This is a genomic window from Sphingobium sp. PAMC28499, from assembly GCF_004795815.1.
Lineage (GTDB): Bacteria > Pseudomonadota > Alphaproteobacteria > Sphingomonadales > Sphingomonadaceae > Sphingobium > Sphingobium yanoikuyae.
In genome coordinates, this window is record NZ_CP039248.1 from 2162952 (window position 1) to 2179849 (window position 16898).

General features: G+C 66.6%; 20 protein-coding genes and 1 riboswitch. Of the genes, 8 read left to right on the top strand and 12 right to left on the bottom strand.

The window, feature by feature from the left end; genetic code table 11:
* Positions 1 to 29: 29 nt before the first annotated feature.
* The 3 genes from E5554_RS10490 to E5554_RS10500 are packed head-to-tail and all read right to left on the bottom strand — an operon-like array spanning position 30 to position 1689.
* The gene (locus tag E5554_RS10490; RefSeq protein ID WP_010336308.1) at positions 30 to 677 is read right to left on the bottom strand and encodes a heme exporter protein CcmB; all 648 of its coding nucleotides are present in this window, start codon (positions 675 to 677) and stop codon (positions 30 to 32) included.
* A complete protein-coding gene (ccmA, locus tag E5554_RS10495) occupies positions 668 to 1285 on the bottom strand; it encodes a heme ABC exporter ATP-binding protein CcmA (RefSeq protein WP_136186731.1) in 618 nt (205 codons plus the stop codon). The genes E5554_RS10490 and ccmA overlap by 10 nt, the downstream gene beginning before the upstream one ends.
* Positions 1282 to 1689 (bottom strand): metallopeptidase family protein, encoded by a 408-nt coding sequence (locus E5554_RS10500; RefSeq protein ID WP_017501770.1) that lies wholly within the window; start codon positions 1687 to 1689, stop codon positions 1282 to 1284. Before E5554_RS10500 ends, ccmA begins: the two co-directional genes overlap by 4 nt.
* Before the next feature lie 40 nt (positions 1690 to 1729).
* On the opposite strand from E5554_RS10500, the gene E5554_RS10505 reads away from it, so the two are divergent.
* From E5554_RS10505 to E5554_RS23460, 3 genes are all read left to right on the top strand, one after another.
* Positions 1730 to 2020: a 4a-hydroxytetrahydrobiopterin dehydratase gene (locus E5554_RS10505; RefSeq protein WP_004207923.1), complete on the top strand. Its 291-nt coding sequence runs from the start codon at positions 1730 to 1732 to the stop codon at positions 2018 to 2020.
* Positions 2021 to 2055: 35 nt separating this feature from the next.
* A riboswitch (SAM-I-IV-variant riboswitch) is annotated at positions 2056 to 2164 on the top strand.
* Between the two features lie 57 nt (positions 2165 to 2221).
* Positions 2222 to 3268, top strand: coding sequence for a low specificity L-threonine aldolase (locus E5554_RS10510; protein ID WP_136186732.1), 1047 nt, complete (start codon positions 2222 to 2224; stop codon positions 3266 to 3268).
* A gap of 238 nt (positions 3269 to 3506) precedes the next feature.
* Positions 3507 to 4556: a hypothetical protein gene (locus E5554_RS23460; RefSeq protein WP_168708697.1), complete on the top strand. Its 1050-nt coding sequence runs from the start codon at positions 3507 to 3509 to the stop codon at positions 4554 to 4556.
* A 7-nt stretch (positions 4557 to 4563) separates the two neighbouring features.
* Here E5554_RS23460 and E5554_RS10525 read toward each other — a convergent pair whose 3' ends face one another.
* Positions 4564 to 5061 carry a hypothetical protein gene (locus E5554_RS10525; RefSeq protein WP_136186735.1) on the bottom strand — a complete coding sequence of 166 codons (498 nt, stop codon included), beginning with the start codon at positions 5059 to 5061 and terminating at the stop codon, positions 4564 to 4566.
* Positions 5058 to 7391, bottom strand: a complete 2334-nt coding sequence (locus tag E5554_RS10530) for a patatin-like protein (RefSeq protein WP_136186736.1) — start codon at positions 7389 to 7391, stop codon at positions 5058 to 5060. Before E5554_RS10530 ends, E5554_RS10525 begins: the two co-directional genes overlap by 4 nt.
* 366 nt (positions 7392 to 7757) lie before the next feature.
* On the opposite strand from E5554_RS10530, the gene E5554_RS10535 reads away from it, so the two are divergent.
* Positions 7758 to 8006 carry a hypothetical protein gene (locus tag E5554_RS10535; protein ID WP_136186737.1) on the top strand — a complete coding sequence of 83 codons (249 nt, stop codon included), beginning with the start codon at positions 7758 to 7760 and terminating at the stop codon, positions 8004 to 8006.
* A 425-nt stretch (positions 8007 to 8431) separates the two neighbouring features.
* Here E5554_RS10535 and E5554_RS10540 read toward each other — a convergent pair whose 3' ends face one another.
* From E5554_RS10540 to E5554_RS10555, 4 genes are read right to left on the bottom strand one after another with little or no spacing between them, the layout of a single operon-like run.
* Positions 8432 to 9328 (bottom strand): NAD(P)H-binding protein, encoded by an 897-nt coding sequence (locus E5554_RS10540; protein ID WP_136186738.1) that lies wholly within the window; start codon positions 9326 to 9328, stop codon positions 8432 to 8434.
* 24 nt (positions 9329 to 9352) lie between these two features.
* Positions 9353 to 10483 (bottom strand): glutamate 5-kinase, encoded by a 1131-nt coding sequence (gene proB, locus E5554_RS10545; protein WP_136186739.1) that lies wholly within the window; start codon positions 10481 to 10483, stop codon positions 9353 to 9355.
* Between the two features lie 34 nt (positions 10484 to 10517).
* Complete coding sequence (gene obgE, locus E5554_RS10550; protein WP_017499840.1) at positions 10518 to 11612, bottom strand: GTPase ObgE; 1095 nt, start codon at positions 11610 to 11612, stop codon at positions 10518 to 10520.
* A gap of 30 nt (positions 11613 to 11642) precedes the next feature.
* A complete protein-coding gene (locus E5554_RS10555) occupies positions 11643 to 12323 on the bottom strand; it encodes a TetR family transcriptional regulator (RefSeq protein ID WP_136188308.1) in 681 nt (226 codons plus the stop codon).
* 54 nt (positions 12324 to 12377) lie between these two features.
* On the opposite strand from E5554_RS10555, the gene E5554_RS10560 reads away from it, so the two are divergent.
* On the top strand, positions 12378 to 12905 hold the full coding sequence (locus tag E5554_RS10560) for a GNAT family N-acetyltransferase (protein WP_136186740.1): 528 nt from the start codon (positions 12378 to 12380) through the stop codon (positions 12903 to 12905).
* Positions 12906 to 12941: 36 nt separating this feature from the next.
* Here the strand turns inward: E5554_RS10560 and E5554_RS10565 are convergent, their stop codons facing one another.
* The 3 genes from E5554_RS10565 to rplU all read right to left on the bottom strand — a co-directional run bounded on the left by E5554_RS10565 (position 12942) and on the right by rplU (position 14395).
* Positions 12942 to 13517, bottom strand: a complete 576-nt coding sequence (locus E5554_RS10565) for a GNAT family N-acetyltransferase (RefSeq protein WP_069338538.1) — start codon at positions 13515 to 13517, stop codon at positions 12942 to 12944.
* A 284-nt stretch (positions 13518 to 13801) separates the two neighbouring features.
* Positions 13802 to 14071: a 50S ribosomal protein L27 gene (gene rpmA, locus E5554_RS10570; RefSeq protein WP_004207902.1), complete on the bottom strand. Its 270-nt coding sequence runs from the start codon at positions 14069 to 14071 to the stop codon at positions 13802 to 13804.
* A gap of 27 nt (positions 14072 to 14098) precedes the next feature.
* On the bottom strand, positions 14099 to 14395 hold the full coding sequence (gene rplU / locus E5554_RS10575; protein WP_004207901.1) for a 50S ribosomal protein L21: 297 nt from the start codon (positions 14393 to 14395) through the stop codon (positions 14099 to 14101).
* A gap of 190 nt (positions 14396 to 14585) precedes the next feature.
* Here rplU and E5554_RS10580 point away from each other — a divergent pair, with 190 nt between their 5' ends.
* The 3 genes from E5554_RS10580 to ybaL all read left to right on the top strand — a co-directional run bounded on the left by E5554_RS10580 (position 14586) and on the right by ybaL (position 16850).
* Positions 14586 to 14969 (top strand): hypothetical protein, encoded by a 384-nt coding sequence (locus E5554_RS10580; RefSeq protein WP_097384165.1) that lies wholly within the window; start codon positions 14586 to 14588, stop codon positions 14967 to 14969.
* 53 nt (positions 14970 to 15022) lie between these two features.
* Positions 15023 to 15151 carry a hypothetical protein gene (locus E5554_RS23465; protein ID WP_257211493.1) on the top strand — a complete coding sequence of 43 codons (129 nt, stop codon included), beginning with the start codon at positions 15023 to 15025 and terminating at the stop codon, positions 15149 to 15151.
* Between the two features lie 64 nt (positions 15152 to 15215).
* On the top strand, positions 15216 to 16850 hold the full coding sequence (ybaL, locus tag E5554_RS10585; RefSeq protein WP_136186741.1) for a YbaL family putative K(+) efflux transporter: 1635 nt from the start codon (positions 15216 to 15218) through the stop codon (positions 16848 to 16850).
* Positions 16851 to 16898 lie beyond the last annotated feature (48 nt).

Here is a 16898-nt window from a genome sequence, read left to right on the forward strand (position 1 = left end):
ATGTCAACGCCTTGCGCGTTGCACAAACCTCATTCCCGGCCCGCGCGGATCGCCGCGCCGCCTGCGATCGGCGTGATCGCGACCAGCAGCAGGGAGGCGGCGCCGAGGAATTTGAACGCGGCGCCGCTGCCGTCGCCCAGCGTGCCTGCGCCAAAGATCAGCAGCGGCACCGCCAGCGGCAGGGCGAGCAGGCCCGCCAGCGCGCCCGACGAGCGCAGTCCGGCGGTCAGCGTCGCCACCAGCAGGCCGAGCGCCGCAAGCGCGGGCGTGCCGATCAGCAGCCCGGCCTCCAGCGTCAGGATCGTCGCGCCGTCCAGCTTCAGCAGCGCGGCGGCAGGCAGGGCGGCGATCATCAGCGGCGGGCCGAAGCCCAGCCAATGGGCGATCAGCCGGGCGATCACCACCATCTCCTCGCTGATGCCGCGCAGCGCGATCTGGTCCAGGATGCCGGCGTCGCGATCGGGCGCGACCAGCCGATCGACCGGCAGCAGGCTGGCGAGCAGCGCCGCGATCCACAGCATGCCGCCACCGGTGCGGGCGAGCAGGGCGGCGTCGGGACCGACCGCAAAGGGGTAGAGGCTGGCGACCAGCAACAGGAAGGCGACCGGCAGCCACAGTCCGGCCGAGCGCCAGGCCTGTCCCAGGTCGCGGGCGACGAGCAGGGCGATCAGTCGCATGACGCCTCCTGCGCCGGGTCCGGCACATGGGCGGCCATGGCGATCCGCACCGGATCGGTCAGCGGCAATGGCTGGTGCGAGGCGGCGACGACGATGCCGCCGGCCGCCAGATGGTCCGCCACCGCCGCGCCGAGCAGCGCGACCGACGCATCGTCCAGGCCATTGGCCGGTTCGTCGAGCAGCCAGATATCCGCGCCGCTGGCGATCACGCGGGCGAGCATGGCGCGCTTGCGCTGGCCGGTGGAAAGCATGCGCACGGGCACGTCGCGCAAGGGGGCGAGCGCCATGGCGTGGAGCGCGCGGTCGAGCGCGGCCGCATCAACCCGATCGAGCCGTGCCCAGAAGCCGAGCGCGCGGTGGAGCGGCAATTCCATGTCGAGCGCCAGCCGCTCGTCGGCCAGCGCGACGCTGCCCTGGCGGTCGATGGTCCCGGCATAGACGGGCAGCAGTCCGGCGCACTGGCGCAGCAGGCTCGACTTGCCGATGCCGTTGGCGCCGTGCAGCAAGGCGCTGCCGCCGGCCGCCAGCACCAGGTCGACGCCGGCAAAGAGCAGGCGTCCGCCGCGCAGACAGGCCAGGCCCGACAGGCGCAGCGCCGCGCCGCTCATGGGGCGACCATATCCTCCAGCACATGCATGTCGATGTCCGACAGGCCGAAATGATGGCCGACCTCATGCACCACGACATGGGTGATGAGCGCTTCGAGCGGCACGCCGGTCTCGACCCATTCGTCGAGCAGCGGGCGGCGGAAAAGATGCACGGTCGGCGGCAGGTCGCCGGTCTGCGCCTCCTGCCCGAAGGGACGGCCGCTATAGAGGCCGGTCAGGCCGAACGGATCGTCAATCTCCATCTCCTTCAGGATATCGGCGTCGGCGAAATCCTCGACCAGCATCACGACATTGGAGAGATAGGAACGGAACGGCTCGGGCAGGCGGCTCAGGGCCTCCAGCGCGAGTGTCTCGATTTCCTGTGGGGTAGGGGCGAAGCGGAACGATTGACCAGTGTCAGGCATGGCTGTCACATAGGCGAAAGAAATAACGCAGGATAGAGAAATGCTTGCCAGACTGAACGAAACGGAACGGGCGATCGCGCTGGCGGATTTGCCCGAATGGACGGCGGTCGCCGAACCGGACGGGATCGCGCGCAGCTTCACCTTTCCCGACTTCGTCGCCGCCTTCGGCTTCATGACGCGCGTCGCGCTGCTGGCGGAAAAGGCCGACCATCATCCCGAATGGTCGAACGTCTATAATCGGGTCGAAATCACGCTCACCACCCATGATGCCGGCGGCCTGTCGCAGCGGGACATCGATCTGGCGAAGGGGATAGAGGCGCTGCTGCGCTGATGCTTGACGCGGCATCGCCCGGCCGATAATCGCCCCGGCAACATCAAGAGTCGGGCCAACGTCCGACACCAACCTGCTCCCCGAGCAAGGTGGTGCCTTTCGAAAGAGGGGGATGTGGCCGGACCGGCAATCCAACGGGACATGCAGCCACGACGACGTTGATCCGATGCTTGGTCACACACCAGCAGACGGAAGCATGACGTGCCCATTTCCACACAGCAATTTGCCAGCGACAATTATGCCGGAGCCTGCCCCGAGGCGCTCGATGCGATGCTCGCGGCGAACAGCGGATCGGCGACGGCCTATGGCGAGGATGAATGGACGCAGCGCGCGGCCGACAATTTCCGCACCCTGTTCGGCGGCGATGCGGAGGTGTTCTTCGTCTTCAACGGCACGGCCGCCAATTCGCTGGCGCTCGCGGCGCTGTGCCAATCCTATCATAGCGTCATCTGTTCGGCCGCCGCCCATGTCGAGACCGACGAATGCGGCGCGCCCGAATTCTTCTCCAACGGGTCGAAGCTGCTCGCGGCAACATCCGTCGATGGCAAGCTGACGCCCGACGCGATCCGCCAACTGGCAACCAGCCGCTCCGACATTCATTTCCCCAAGCCGCGCGTCGTCACCATCACCCAGCCGACCGAGACCGGTCTGGTCTACACGATCGATGAAGTGCGCGCGATTTCTGCCGTGTGCCGCGAACTGGGGCTGAAACTGCATATGGACGGCGCGCGCTTCGCCCATGCCTGCGCCAGCCTGGGCTGTGACCCGGCGGAGATCAGCTGGAAGGCGGGGGTCGACGTGCTCTGCTTTGGCGGCACCAAGAATGGCATGGCCGTGGGCGAGGCGGTGATCTTCTTCGATCGCGCGCTGGCGCAGGATTTCGACTATCGTTGCAAGCAGGCGGGGCAACTGGCGTCGAAGATGCGTTTCCTGTCGGCGCCGTGGATCGGCCTGCTGGAAAGCGGCGCCTGGCTGCGCAACGCCCGCCACGGCAATGATTGCGCGCGCCGGCTGGCGGCGGCGATCGCCGACCTGCCCGATGTCAGCCCGATCTTCCCGGTGGAGGCCAATGCGCTGTTCCTGTCGGCCCCCGCGCCGGTGCTGGACGCGCTGCGCGCGCGTGGCTGGCGTTTCTACACCTTCATCGGCGGCGGCGCGCGATTCATGTTCGCCTGGGATGCGCAGGTGGAGCGGGTCGACGAACTGGCTCGCGACATCAGGGAAGCCTGCCTGGCGGTCGCCGCCTGACCACAAGCTGATCCGAATAGGCGCAAGGGCATGCGCGCGCGGGCGCGGGTGCGCGTTCGCCCATGTCCTTGTTACGATATCGAAATGTCATCATGCAGCGGGGTCGGATAGCGGGATGATCCGTTGAGGATGCTCCAAAGCGGATGATCTTGCCTGGTCCAGCCAATTGAAAAGAGGCGCTGATCCGGGCCTTCATCACGCCGCCGGCACAGGGGCCGGTGCGTGGACGGAGGCTGTCATGAAGAGGATCGGATGGTTGCTGCTGGGCGTCATGGCGCCGCAGCCGGGGCAGGCGCAGGAGGCGGCACCGATGGCCGAAGCGCGGGCGGCGATCGAGACCGCCGATCTGGCCGCGCTGCCGCCGGAGGTGCGCGCGGCGATCGGCCGGGCCTATTGGGCCACGGAGACGGTGCAGATACGGGGCGTCGAAAAGGTGAAGGGCCAGACGGTCGCTGCCAAGGAAATGGTTTTCAAGAAAAATTCGACGATCGAATTTACCGGCGCACACCCCTGGGTATTGTTGTTTGCCAGACGGATGCGGATCGAAGACCCACAATCTTTGCTGAGCATTCAACGCAACATGGCGCTGCTGGCAGGACCGAAGGGCCAAGCTGGCGCAACCGGCGCTGGCGGGCGCAAGGGCAAGCGCACGGGTGCAAATGGTGGTCCGGGTGGTCAGGGCGGCAGTGGCACCGATGGCCGCCCCGGTGGCACGATCGCGGTGCCCGACATCTATATTGTCGCTGGGCGGCTGGAGGCGATCAATACACCAGAGCAGATCAACCAGGCGCGCATTGCCGTTGATTTTCGAGGCGTGCCGGGCGGCGCGGGGGGAGCCGGCGGTTCGGGCGGCAAAGGCGGAGCCGGCGCGGATGGTAGAGGCGGACGAGCGAGTTGGAAGATCTGCAAGAGTGGCCCCGGCAATGGAGGCAATGGTGGGCGCGGTGGTTCGGGCGGGAATGGCGGCGCAGGGGGAAATGGCGGCAATGGCGGTCGTGTCTATGTCATCGGCCTGCCCGTGGTGACGGATATCTTTACCGCGGGTGACATTCTGACAAGTGGTGGAGCGGCTGGAAAAGGCGGCGGAGCGGGAGCCGCTGGTGCAGGCGGATCGCACGGATCGCATGGTTCGCGGCCGGGCATGTGTAGCGGCGGGCGCGATGGCGATGATGGCAAAGCGGGACGTGCCGGCCAAGCTGGGGGAAATGGCCAGATTGGCGGTCGTGGCAGCATCTATGCGTTCCGGCTGAACGCGCTTCAGTCGCTCGAAACGCCGCCTTCACCCTGAAGCGGCCTCAGGGTTCCTCACCCTCGATCCGGGCGTCATAGCTGCTCAGCGCGCTGATGACGTCCGGCATCTTTTCGTAGCGCTTGCGCAGCAAGGCGAGCTTCGCGTCGGTGCCGGAGCAGAGTTCCGCCACGCTTTCCTCGATATAGGCGCGCCGTTCCGCATCATAGGGTTCCTCGCCGCGAAAATGGTCGCAGCTGTCGCGGTCGACCATGAAGGCGGTGACTTCGCGCGGGAAGGGGGCGGGCTGGGCCGCGTTGCTGGACGGCGGCAGGTCGAGCGAATTGGTCGGGCCGGGCGGGCCGACGGTGACGATCGGCGCCGGGCGCGAGGGCAGGACGGCGGGGGGAGCGGGTGGTGGTGGATCGGGCTGGACGACGGCAACGGCCACCTGCTGCGGCGTGCTGACCGGGGCGGCCTGTGCGCTGTCATCGGGCGAGCCCTTGCAGCCGGTGACGAGCACCAGCGCCAGCATCATCGGAAACAGCTTCAAACGCCCCTTCACCCGATTTCCTCCCGCAGTCCGGCGATCAGATCCGCAACATGCGGCAAGCGCGACTCTTCCTCGTCGAGGATCGCCAGAAACGCCGCCCGCCTATAGTTGCGCAACGCCCCTTCGGGAAGACGGGTTGGGGCAGGAATTGCGGAAATTACGATATCCAGCAGACGCTCCACCCCATGGAGCCTGCCCCACAGATAGTCATTCTCCCGATAGACCCGGCTGAAGAAGGCGCCAAAATTGTTGAATTCTATGCCTTTTAGCGTGGCGTTGGCGCCGCCGGTGCGGATGGCGGTGCAATCTTCGGGCGAAATCCGATCGACCTTGATCGGATCATATTCATCGACAGCGTCACCCTGAAGCAACGGTAAGGTCGCGATGTCGGAGAAGGGGAAACCGAGATAGGCCAGCAACATGGTGCGGCGCCCCGCCTTGGGCAGGTTGGCGAGCGCCTCGGCCAGCAGCATGTCGGCTGCCTCGTCGCGGGCACGCAGGTCACGCGCCTGCGCCATCGCCTCCAGCGCGGCACCGGCGTCAGTCGGCACCTGCGCCGCAGCGGCGCGGACATGATCATTGTAGAAATCATTGCCCTCGCATTCGGTGTAGAGGGCGAGCGCGCGATAGATGGCGTCGTGCATCGCCTGCACCGCTTCGTTGTCGGCATCGGCCTCCAGTTCCAGCGTCTCGGCCAGCCGCCGCGCCAGGAAGCGCAGGCGGCGGATGCGGAAAGCCAGGTCATGGGTGCGGAAGAACAGGACGGGCGCGGCGGCGGAGCCGGCATCCTCGGTCAACTGGTCGGCGCCGATCGCGCGCACCTGCTTCCAGATCGCCTGGCGATAGGCTTCGCGCATCATCGGCGCATCCTCGCCGCTCAACTGGAACAGACGCGCGGCCAGATCCTCGACGATGCCCGACAGCTTGAGATGGGCATAAGCGGGGAAGGCGAAACCGGCCGAGGCGGCGGCGCGCTGCTGCGCCTTGCCGCGCCAGGCCGACAGGCGCGCCGGCGTCGGCCGGTCGAGGAACAGCATGCGGCCGATCGCCCCCTCCACTTCCGCCTCGATACCGGGGCGCAGCGCCTGGATGATCCGGCCCATGCGACGGATGCGGGCGGAATGGCGGTCGATCGCCTCCAGATTGTCGCGGATCGGCTGTTCGCGCGGAATGTCCGACAGCGCGCCGAAGATGGTGCGAAAAAAGCCCGGCAGTGGCGCATTCTCGCCGATCGGCGCGTCTTCCTCCTCGCCCTCGCGATTGAGGTGGATCGACCGGTGGCCGGGCTTGGGATCGATATAGACGAAGCGGCGGTCGACCTCGCGCCGCGACGGCCGGTTCTTGAGCGCGCCGATCGCCTGGGCGAAGGGGGCGTTGGCCAGCACCGATCCGTCGATCAGCACCGCGTCCTCCGCCTCGCCCCGTGCCGCCCGGCGGGGCAGCACGCGCGCCAGGAAGGCGTCGCGGCCGGGCCAGGCGCGGTGGCGGCGCTTCAATACCCGGTCCAGTTCGCGCACGGTGAAGGGCGGGAAGGCGCCGGGGAAGCTGGCGGTGGCGCGCGCGGCAAAGACCAGTTCGGCCGGATCGGCAAAGCCGCTGGCACTGCCGCCCCGGCCGCGAAAGCCGATCGACAGCCGATGCTCGGTCTCGATCACCTGGGGCGGGCTGTTGAGGCTCAGGCTCTGCACATGACCGTCGAAATCGGTGACGGTGACGAACAGGTCGAGCGGATGGCCGTCGGGCAGCAGCGACGGCCCGGCCGGTGTCGCCGCCATCGCGTCGAACGCGTCGAGCAGCATGGTCGAGAATATTTCCCCGCCAAAGGGCGGCTCGAACCAGCGCGAGCGGATGAAGCGCGACAATTTCATCCGCACCTCCTCGCGCGTGTCCGGGGCGACGGTGCGCTCGACCGCGTCACCGGGGCGGCGCGCGGCCATCCACACCAGCGGCGTCGCCCAGAATTTGGTCAGCGCGCGGGCGGGGCGGGCATCGGGATCGAGCAGTTCGTCGACATCGGCATTGTCGAGCCACAGCGCGGTCAGCGGTTCCAGAGACTGGCCGGTCTCGATTGCCTGGGCCAGGAAGATGCCGTTGATGCCACCCGCGCTGGCGCCGGCGATGATGTCGGGCAGGATGCGCAGCCGCGTGCCGCTCGCCGCCTCGATATCGGCGAGCAGCCGATGATAGATCGCCTCGCTCGCCCCCTGCGGCGCCACCCCGTCATGAAAGGCCCGGCTCGCCCGCGTCAGGTGCCAGATTTCCTTGGTGATGCCGTGCATGTAGACGGCCAGGCTGATCCCGCCATAACAGACGAGCGCGAGGCGTAATTCCTTCTCCCTCATGGGGATAGGGATCGCAAAGCCAGGCCGCCTTGTCGAGAGGCGGAATGTCCCACCCCCTGTCCGAAAGCGGGAAGGGGGCGGAGGTGGGTGGCTAAGCAACGGCCTGTTTTCCACCGTCATCCCCGCGCAGGCGGGGATCCATCTCCCCAGCGTCGGACCAGATGCAAGGTCAGGGGATGGATTCCCGCCTACGCGGGAATGGCAACTTCGGGTGGGGAGCGGACAGTCAGCTTTGGCGGAGATATCCGGCTATAGCTGACCTTGACTAGTTGCAGTATTCAGCAACATCGCCCCTTGCGGACATTTTGCTCGCAGGCGTTGGTGCGATAACATGGCTCGCTCGCGAAAGCACAGCTGAGAGGCTTTATGATCGATCCGCACATCGCAAAAGCTCTGGTTGAAGTTTCGTTGTTTTTCGAGTTCTCGGATGGAAACATCGTTGATCCCGACGCGGCTGTTTCTGCAATGGAGCAGTTGGCAGTGAACCTCCAACAGTCGTCTGCCGAGGCAAGGGCTTCATTGGCGTTTGAGATGCGATCGTTGGCGGGAAGCTATCCTGACCAAATCGCGTTTGTATCGAACTTGCCCGAAGCCTTGGGCATCGATAGCGAATGACCGGTATCAGGGATGCAGATGATCTCGCGGAGTGACCAAAGATGGTCGTCAGCCGTCAAAGCCTGACATCGTCTTTGTTTCGCTCCGCTCGCAACGACGGGATATGATCGAAACTCGATCCGTCAATCCCGCATGCCGCTGTCCTACAGCTCTGCCCCTGTTCTAAGCTGGGGCATGACGCTGCCGCTCATTCTGCCTCCGCTATCCATGCAACAGGCGCGCGACCGGTGCGTCGTTGTCGCTGTGCAGGTGCGCGGGTGGGGCCTTGTCGGCGCGCGCCGGGCGCGTCTGCCGAACCTGCCATGGCGCGTTACCGGCGCGTGGGCGGTGCATCATGGGGGCGAAGCAGGTGCAAATGCCCCGAAAAGGCCGTTTACACTGTGAACTTCGGTCGTGACCCGCGCGGACTTGTGTCCTTGGGCGGGCTACAGCCAGCCCTTGGCGCGATAGGCTTCGACCGTGGCCTTGAGCCCTTCCTCGGTCGGGATCTGCGGCGTCCACAGCCGCTTGGGCGGCTGCTTGCGCTTGGCGACGACCCAGTCGGGGTGGCAGAAATAATCGACCCGGTCGGGGGTCAGCTTCGCGTTCCGACCACGCACCAGCCGGTCGAGCCGGGCGGCGGTCGCCAGCAGCCATTGCGGCGTCGCGAAGGTGCGGACATTGCGACCCACCGCCCGGCCGATCGCCTGGCCGAATTCCTGATGGTCCCAGCCGCCGGGCGTCGCATCGTCCGCCTCATAGGTGCGGGTTTGGCTCTGTTCCTTTTCGCAGGCGAGCGTCAGCAGCAGGCGGGACAGATCGGCGACATGGATCACCGACAGCCGGCCGCCGGGCGGCAGCAGCATGATGCCGCGCTTGGCCATGCGGAACAGTTCCAGCATTTCCTGGTCATTGGGGCCATAGATGGCGGGCGGGCGCACGATCGTCCAGTCGAGGCCGCTGGCCTTCACATGGCGTTCGGCCAGTTCCTTCGACCAGCCATAGTCCGACATGCCCGGCTCGCGCGCGGCGAGCGAGGAGACATGGACGAGCCGGCGCACGCCGCGTTTGCGCATGGCGTCGACCACCGCCATCGTGCCGCGGGCATTGCCCGCCTCGAACCCCTCGCGGTCGGGCGCGTTCACCACGCCCGCGATATGGATCACGGCATCGGCGTCGCGCACCAAGGTGTCGAGCGCGGCGGTATCGTCGAGCGAGCCGGGCACCCATTTGAGATGGGCGCGGGGTGGCTGCGCCCGGCGGGTGAGGGCGTTGACCTGAAGACCGGCGGCCAGCGCCTGATCGAGCGTTTCGGCGCCGACGAAACCCGTCGCGCCGGTCATGGCAATTCTAAGGGACATAATAGGTCAGACCATCGCCATATGGTCGCGATGGACCAGCACGGTGCGGGACATTTCGCCGAGCAGGGCGGGAATGTCCTCGCTGCGGCGGCCGGCGATCTTCGCGGCAGCCTCGCTGTCATATTCGGTCAGGCCACGGGCGATCACCCGGCCATCCTGATTGAGAATGTCGACCACGTCGCCGCGCGCGAACACACCCTCGACCCGCGCGACGCCGGCCGGCAACAGGCTGTTGCCCTTGCCCAGAGCGGCTTCGGCGCCGGCATCGACGATGATCCGGCCGAGCACGGTGAGGCGGCCCGAGAGCCAGCCCTTGCGCGCGCCCTGGCTTTCGGCGGCCAGGAAGATCGAGCCACGGCCGCCATTGGCCCAATGGCTGAGCGGGGCGTCGACCTTGCCCGAAATGATGGCGAGATGGGCGCCGGCGCCGGTGGCGATCTGGGCCGCCTGGATTTTCGACACCATGCCGCCCGATCCCATGCCCGAAGCCGAACCGGTGTCGGCCATGGCGGCAATGCGCGCGTCGATGCGCTCTATCCTCTCGATCAGCATGGCATCCGCATCGGCGTGCGGGTTGGCGGTGTAAAGCCCGTCCACGTCCGACAGCAGCACAACCGCGTCGGCCCGTGCCGCCTGTCCGATGCGCGCCGCAAGGCGATCATTGTCGCCAAAGCGGATCTCCGCCGTGGCGACGCTGTCATTCTCGTTCACCACCGGCACGACGTCGAGCGCCATCAGCCGCTCCAGCGTGGCCGAGGCGTTGAGATAGCGGCGGCGATGCTCCAGATCGTCGAGCGTCACCAGCATCTGCGCGGCGGTGATGCCCTTTTCATGCAGCAGGCTGGCCCAGCATTGCGACAGGGCGATCTGGCCGGTGGCGGCCGCCGCCTGCGCATCCTCCAGGCTGCCGCGCCCGCCCTTGGGCAGTTTCAGCCGGCGCGCGCCCAGCGCGATCGCGCCCGACGACACGATGATGACCTGTTGCCCGGCCGCCTTGCGTGCGGCGACATCGGCCACCAGCGTGCGCAGCCAGTCGACGCGTACTTCCCCGGCCGGATCGACCAGCAGCGCCGACCCGATCTTGATGACCAGGCGGCGGACCAGGGCAGGGGGAAAGCCGGACAGAGTGTCGGTCATGATCGCTACTGAATAGGAGGGCGGGGTGATCCGTTCAGATCGGCGACCAGGTGGCTTCGCCGTCGCTGTCGTCGGCGTCGTCCTCTTCACGATCCTCGTCGAGCATTTCCAGCACGGCGTCGAGCAACGGGGTGACGCCTTCGCCGGTCGCGCCGGAGATGATGAAGACATCTTCCACGCCGGCCTGCTCGCGCAGCTGCTCGGCAATGTCTTCCATCAGTTCCTGGCCCAGCAGGTCGCCCTTGTTGAGCACCACGATCTGCGGCTTTTCGTCCAGCCCCCCGCCATAGGCGGCGAGTTCGTCGGTGACGATGCGGAAGGCTTCGACCGGATCGTCGCCGGTCGCGTCGATCAGGTGCAGCAGCACGCGGCAGCGCTCGATATGGCCCAGGAACCGGTCGCCGATGCCCGCGCCCTCGGCCGCGCCCGCGATCAGGCCGGGAATATCGGCCAGCACGAATTCGCGATCACGGTGCAGCACCACGCCAAGCTGCGGCTTGGTGGTGGTGAAGGCATAGGCGCCGACCTTCGCCTTGGTGTTCGTCACCTGGTTGATCAGGGTCGACTTGCCGGCGTTCGGCATGCCGACCAGGCCGACATCGGCCAGCAGCTTCAGCCGCAGCCAGACCCACATTTCCTGGCCCGGCCAGCCGGTGCCATGCTGGCGCGGCGCCCGGTTGGTGCTGGTCTTGTAGGACAGGTTGCCGCGGCCGCCATCGCCGCCGCGCAGGAAGCTCACACGCTGCCCGACCTCGGTGAAGTCGGCCAGGATTTCCTGTTCCTCATATTCGGGATAGCCGTCTTCGTCCTCGGTCCCCTCGATCGGCTGGGGATCGGACAGGATCTGGGTGCCGACCGGCACCTTGACGACCAGGTCGTTGCCGCCGGCGCCATAGCGGTTCTTGCCCATGCCGGGCATGCCGCGCTGCGCCTTGAAATGCTGGGTGTAGCGGAAGTCGATCAGCGTGTTGAGGCCGGCCACGGCCTCGAAGATGATGTCGCCGCCCTTGCCGCCATTGCCGCCGTCCGGGCCGCCATATTCGACATATTTTTCACGCCGAAAGCTGACCGCGCCGGGACCGCCCCAGCCGGACTTGATATAGATTTTTGCTTGATCGAGAAAATGCATGGCGCGCCCATAGCGTCTTCTTGGGCAAAATTAAACCTTAGCTTGCGACACTTTCGCCGTCGCCGTCAACCGGGCTTCTTCGGTCAGGGCGGAGACCAGGCTGCGGGCCGCCAGTTCGCGGGCTTTCTCGCGGTTGAGGCCCAGTGCGGCGGCCATCGGGCCGCCCATCTGCGAATCGCCCAGCGCCAGCAGGACCAGCATCAACGTATTGTCGCGGATCACCTCGGCCAGTTGCGGGCGCAGCGCCGTCGCCGCCAGCTTGTCGACCAGCCGGTGAATCGCGTCCACCACCGGGTCGAGCGCATCCTCATTGCCCGACGCCAGCATCCAGCTGGCCAGCGCGCCGGCGCCGCCCGCGTCGAACGCGTCGAAGGTCATGTCGACGATCCGCCGGGGTTCGACCTCGCCGCGCCGGGCGGCGTTTACCGCGTCGCCGATCGTGGCGGTGATGGCGTCGGCCAGATAGCCGGCGAGCGCCTTCTGCAGGCCGGCGGCCGATCCGAAATGATGGAGCAGATTGGCGTGGGTGCGGCCGATGCGATTGCCCACCGCCTTCAGTGTGACGGCCTGTGGCCCTGCTTCCAGCAGCAGGTCGCGGGCGGCTTCCAGCGCAATCAGGCGACTTTCGTCGGGGCTGAGGCGCGAGCGCTTGAGGGGGATTGGTTCGGGCAACGTGTCTTGCCCATGACACAGGGACCGGGGGAAGGCCATAGCCATGTGCGGGGTCGCTTGACCGGCCCCTGCGCGGCCGCCCATAGATTGGCGATGACCACTGCACCGATCCTCACCACCGACCGCCTGATCCTGCGCCCGCATCGGGTGGAGGATTATCCCGCCTGCCAGGCGCTATGGGCCGATCCCGACGTGGTGCGCTTCATCGGCGGCGCGGCGCTCGATGCGCAGGCGGTGTGGTTCCGCATCCTGCGCTATGCCGGCATGTGGGCGCTGCTCGGCTATGGCATGTGGGCGATCGAGGATCGCGCCAATGGCGAATTGCTGGGCGAGGCGGGGTTGCTGAGCGCGGCGCGGGGCCTGGCCGAACTGGACGGCGTGCCGGAAGCGGGCTGGGTGCTGGGGCCGGCCGCCTGGGGGCGCGGCATCGCGACCGAGGCGATGGCGGCGATCTTTGCCTGGACCGATGCGCATCTGGATGCGCCGTCGATCCGCTGCATCATTGCGCCCGACAATGGCGGGTCGATCAAGGTGGCGGAGAAACTGGGCTTTGCCGCGCTCGCCGAAGTCGATTTCCATGGCGCGCCGACCCGTGTCTTTGATCGGCCCTGTCAGAGGTGAGACGCGGGCGCCCTGATCGGCGCCCGCGTACATCAGTCAAGCGGCAAGCGCTGGCAGCGCGTCGCCATATAAGTCCAGGGCAAAGTCCACGCTCATGCGGGCGGCCTCGCCCTCGTCGAAGACCAGGCAGTCGGCCTCGGCCCCGCGGGCGGGGCTGTAGCGCCGCTCGATCGTGCCATTGGCGCGGAAGCCGATCTTGCGCAGGACATGGCCCGACGCGCGATTGTCGGCGAAATGAACGGCGCGGACTGCCGGCAAATTATGCGCGCGGGCGATGCTCATGACGGCGCGGGCCGCCTCCGTGGCGAAGCCCAGGCCCCAATAGGGGCGGGCGATCCAGTAGCCCAGTTCCGGCGTGCCATCCTCGGCCTCATGGATGCCGCAGCCGCCCACCAGGCGCGGCGCGCCCTGGGTGCGGGTGAAGGCCAGCAGGCGCGGCATGCGCGAATCCTGCGGCAGCGCCAGGAAGGCTTCGGCATCGGCCAGGCCATAGGGGGCGGGTGCGCGGCTCAGATTGCGCAGGACCGCGTCATTGCCGATGGCCTGGGCCAGGGCGGGGGCATCTTCCATCCAGCCTGGCCGCAGCAGCAGGCGGGGGGTACGGGCGAACATTCACGTCTCTCCTCTTCGTGCGCGCCAATAGCTGCCAATCATGACGGCTTGACGACGGTCTTCTCTGGCTGAGCCCCGCCCGCACGACGCGCGAGAAGGTCAGTAGTTCCAGAGGTTTGAGGGAAATCGGGAGGAGTGCCCGGTGATGTTCGTCAGAACGGAAAAAGGGCGCTCCCTGTGAAGGGGCGCCCTTTTTTCCCTCGATCCCGATCGGCGCACTTATGTGCATAACCGATCAGGCGGGACGTCCCTTTTGCGAAGGACGACCCGTCATCGATCGTCCGTTATTCGGCTGCCGCGGCTACCGCGTCGACCGATACATATTTGCGGCCGAGCTTGCCGTCGTGGAACACGACGCGACCTTCGCCCAGGGCGAAGAGGGTGTGATCCTTGCCCATGCCGACGTTACGGCCGGGATATACGCGGGTGCCGCGCTGGCGAATGATGATGTTGCCGCCGATCACTTCCTGACCGCCGAACTTCTTCACGCCAAGGCGCTTCGACTCAGAATCGCGACCGTTACGCGACGAACCGCCAGCTTTCTTATGTGCCATGACCTAAACTCCTTATCTAAGCTGCGCTCAGGCGATCGACACGATCTTGAGGATCGTGTGATTCTGGCGGTGACCGTTCTTGCGGCGATAGTTGTGACGACGACGCTTCTTGAAGACGATGACCTTTTCGCCCTTCGCCTGCGCAATGATTTCGGCTGCGACGGTCAGCTTGGCTGCGTCCTTCAGGTCGCCGCCTTCGCCGGCCAGCAGGACGTCGTCCAGCGTGACCTTGTCGCCGGCTTCGCCAGCGAGCTTTTCAACGACGATCTTATCTCCGGCGGCGACGCGATACTGCTTGCCGCCCGTGCGCACGATAGCGAACATGGCTTGGTCTCTTCTCGTTCAAATCTGCTTTACGCAGATCGTCGAGGACAAAAAGCCTGTTCGACCCGCGCGGGAATGTGGCCCGGTAGTGGAATGACTCGATTCTGTCAACCGCCATGGGCCCAGCTTGTGGGCTGGTTTTTGGCTCTTAGTCTTCCTACATCGGTGATGGAAGGGAATATAAGCGCCGATGAGCAGATTACATCCCCAGGATGCGACCGGCAAGGGCAGGCTGCCCTTCATCGCATCGCTGTGGGCTGCGATCCTGGTCGCGCTTCTGTGTGCGATCGCGCCGGACGGCCCGCCTTCCAGCAAGCTCAATGGCTCCGCCTTCAGTTCCGCCACGACCGGCGTGGTGCTCAAGGCGCGCTCGCTGCCCGCGCCGCATCTCGCCCGCGCGCCCCGCCCTGATGGGGATGGGGTGGCCTTGCCCTGGCTGCTGGCGGCGGCGCTCGCCCTCATGCTCTCCTGGCGCCGTCTGGCGCCCGACGCGCCCCTGCCGCTGCCGGCAGGCCGCTACAGCCATCTTCGCGCGCGGAGTCGTCGCGCCCGCGCGCCGCCCGCCTTCCTCTGACATTTTTCCCGCCCGCCATGGCGGGTGTCCGTCAGACAGAAGGAATTGAGATCATGCCCCGCAAAAGAAAGATGCGCGGTGGCCGGCGCAATCCGCCCGGCTGGTTCATGCCTGTCGTCATGGCAGGGCTCGGCGCCGCCGGCGCCCTGCTCTCGATCGCGATGCTCGGCATCGTCGAATAATAGACAATGTTCCGCGCCGGCGGCAGGATGAAGGCCTGCTGCCGGCGGACAGGGAAGGAATTTCATGCCCCACCACACGCCCCTTATCGGGACGATCGTTGCCGGCCTCGTCGTGGCCTTCATCATGGGTGCCATCGCCCATCGCCTGAAATTATCGCCGCTGGTCGGCTATCTGGTTGCCGGCATCATGGTCGGCCCCTTCACCCCCGGCTTCGTCGCCGACAGTGGCCTCGCCAATGAACTGTCGGAAATCGGCGTCATATTGCTGATGTTCGGCGTCGGCCTGCATTTCTCGCTCAAGGATTTGTTGTCGGTCAAAGCGATCGCCGTGCCCGGCGCAATCGTGCAGATCGCGGTCGCGACCCTGCTCGGCATGGGCCTTGGCTATCTGATGGGCTGGCCGCTGATGGGCGGGCTGGTCTTTGGCCTCGCTTTGTCGGTCGCCAGCACGGTCGTGCTGCTGCGTGCGTTGCAGGGGGCGGACCTGGTGGAAACGCGGCGGGGTCGCATCGCGGTCGGCTGGCTGATCGTGGAGGATCTGGTGATGGTCCTTGCCCTCGTCCTGCTGCCCGCGCTGGCGGGGGTGATGAACAACGCCGATGCGGGCGGCGGGGCAAGCGCGCTGATTGCGCCGCTGGTCGGCACCTTGCTCAAGGTCGTTGGCTTCGTCGTGCTGATGCTGGTCGTGGGACGCCGGCTGATCCCCTGGGCGCTGCACTGGGTCGTGCATAGCGGATCGCGCGAACTGTTCCGCCTCGCCGTGCTGGCGATTGCGCTGGGTGTCGCTTTCGGTGCCGCGATCGTGTTCGACGTGTCCTTTGCGCTGGGCGCCTTCTTTGCCGGCATGATCCTGGGCGAAACCCCGCTCAGCCGTCGCGCGACCGAGGAGACGCTGCCGCTGCGCGACGCCTTTGCGGTGCTGTTCTTCGTGTCGGTCGGCATGTTGTTCAATCCGGCGGTGGTGGTGGAACAGCCGCTGCCGCTGCTGGCGACCGTGCTCATCATCGTGGTGGGCAAGTCGATCGCCGCCTGGGGCATCGTTCGTGCCTTTGGCCATCTCAATGTCACGGCGCTGACGATCGCCGCCAGCCTGGCGCAGATCGGCGAATTTTCCTTCATCCTGGCGTCGCTGGGGGCGGGGCTGGGCGTCCTGCCGGCTGAGGCGCGCGATCTGATCCTTGCCGGTGCGATCGTGTCGATCTTCATCAACCCGATCCTCTTCTCGCTGATCGTGCGCGATCACAAGAAGGAGGAGGATGAGACGCAGGCCGACACCGCGACCGATCAGCCGCGCCTCGGCCATGTCATCCTGGTCGGCTATGGCCGGGTCGGCAAGCTGATCGCCAAGCGTCTGGCCGAGCGTCATGTCCAGTTCGTGGTGATCGAGGGCGATCCCGAACGGGTCGAGGAAGCGGAAGAGGCCGGACTGTCGGTGGTGCGCGGCAATGCGCTGGAGGACCGGCACCTGCTGGCTGCAGGCATATGCGAGGCGCGCTATCTGCTGATCGCCGTGCCCGAAGGGTTCGAGGGCGGCGCGATCAACGAGCATGCCCGCCATCTCAACCCCAATTTGCAGGTGATCGCCCGCGCCCATAGCGATGCCGAGGTCGCGCATCTCGAAGCGCTGGGCGTGCGCCATGTCGTCATGGGCGAACGCGAACTGGCCGGGCGCATGTTGCAGCTTTGCGGCGTCGGCTGAGGGACAAAGAAAAAGGGCGGTGAACGATGATCGATCGTTCACCGCCCT

Coding starts and splice junctions, on each gene's coding strand:
- E5554_RS10560 (WP_136186740.1), top strand. CDS start 12,378: ATGACCACTGCACCGATCCTCACCACCGACCGCCTGATCCTGCGCCCG.
- E5554_RS10580 (WP_097384165.1), top strand. CDS start 14,586: ATGAGCAGATTACATCCCCAGGATGCGACCGGCAAGGGCAGGCTGCCC.
- E5554_RS10500 (WP_017501770.1), bottom strand. CDS start 1,689: ATGCCTGACACTGGTCAATCGTTCCGCTTCGCCCCTACCCCACAGGAA.
- rpmA (WP_004207902.1), bottom strand. CDS start 14,071: ATGGCACATAAGAAAGCTGGCGGTTCGTCGCGTAACGGTCGCGATTCT.
- rplU (WP_004207901.1), bottom strand. CDS start 14,395: ATGTTCGCTATCGTGCGCACGGGCGGCAAGCAGTATCGCGTCGCCGCC.
- E5554_RS10555 (WP_136188308.1), bottom strand. CDS start 12,323: ATGGCCTTCCCCCGGTCCCTGTGTCATGGGCAAGACACGTTGCCCGAA.
- E5554_RS23460 (WP_168708697.1), top strand. CDS start 3,507: ATGAAGAGGATCGGATGGTTGCTGCTGGGCGTCATGGCGCCGCAGCCG.
- E5554_RS10535 (WP_136186737.1), top strand. CDS start 7,758: ATGATCGATCCGCACATCGCAAAAGCTCTGGTTGAAGTTTCGTTGTTT.
- ybaL (WP_136186741.1), top strand. CDS start 15,216: ATGCCCCACCACACGCCCCTTATCGGGACGATCGTTGCCGGCCTCGTC.
- proB (WP_136186739.1), bottom strand. CDS start 10,483: ATGACCGACACTCTGTCCGGCTTTCCCCCTGCCCTGGTCCGCCGCCTG.
- E5554_RS10530 (WP_136186736.1), bottom strand. CDS start 7,391: ATGAGGGAGAAGGAATTACGCCTCGCGCTCGTCTGTTATGGCGGGATC.
- E5554_RS10505 (WP_004207923.1), top strand. CDS start 1,730: ATGCTTGCCAGACTGAACGAAACGGAACGGGCGATCGCGCTGGCGGAT.
- ccmA (WP_136186731.1), bottom strand. CDS start 1,285: ATGAGCGGCGCGGCGCTGCGCCTGTCGGGCCTGGCCTGTCTGCGCGGC.
- E5554_RS10540 (WP_136186738.1), bottom strand. CDS start 9,328: ATGACCGGCGCGACGGGTTTCGTCGGCGCCGAAACGCTCGATCAGGCG.
- E5554_RS10565 (WP_069338538.1), bottom strand. CDS start 13,517: ATGTTCGCCCGTACCCCCCGCCTGCTGCTGCGGCCAGGCTGGATGGAA.
- E5554_RS10490 (WP_010336308.1), bottom strand. CDS start 677: ATGCGACTGATCGCCCTGCTCGTCGCCCGCGACCTGGGACAGGCCTGG.
- obgE (WP_017499840.1), bottom strand. CDS start 11,612: ATGCATTTTCTCGATCAAGCAAAAATCTATATCAAGTCCGGCTGGGGC.
- E5554_RS23465 (WP_257211493.1), top strand. CDS start 15,023: ATGCCCCGCAAAAGAAAGATGCGCGGTGGCCGGCGCAATCCGCCCGGC.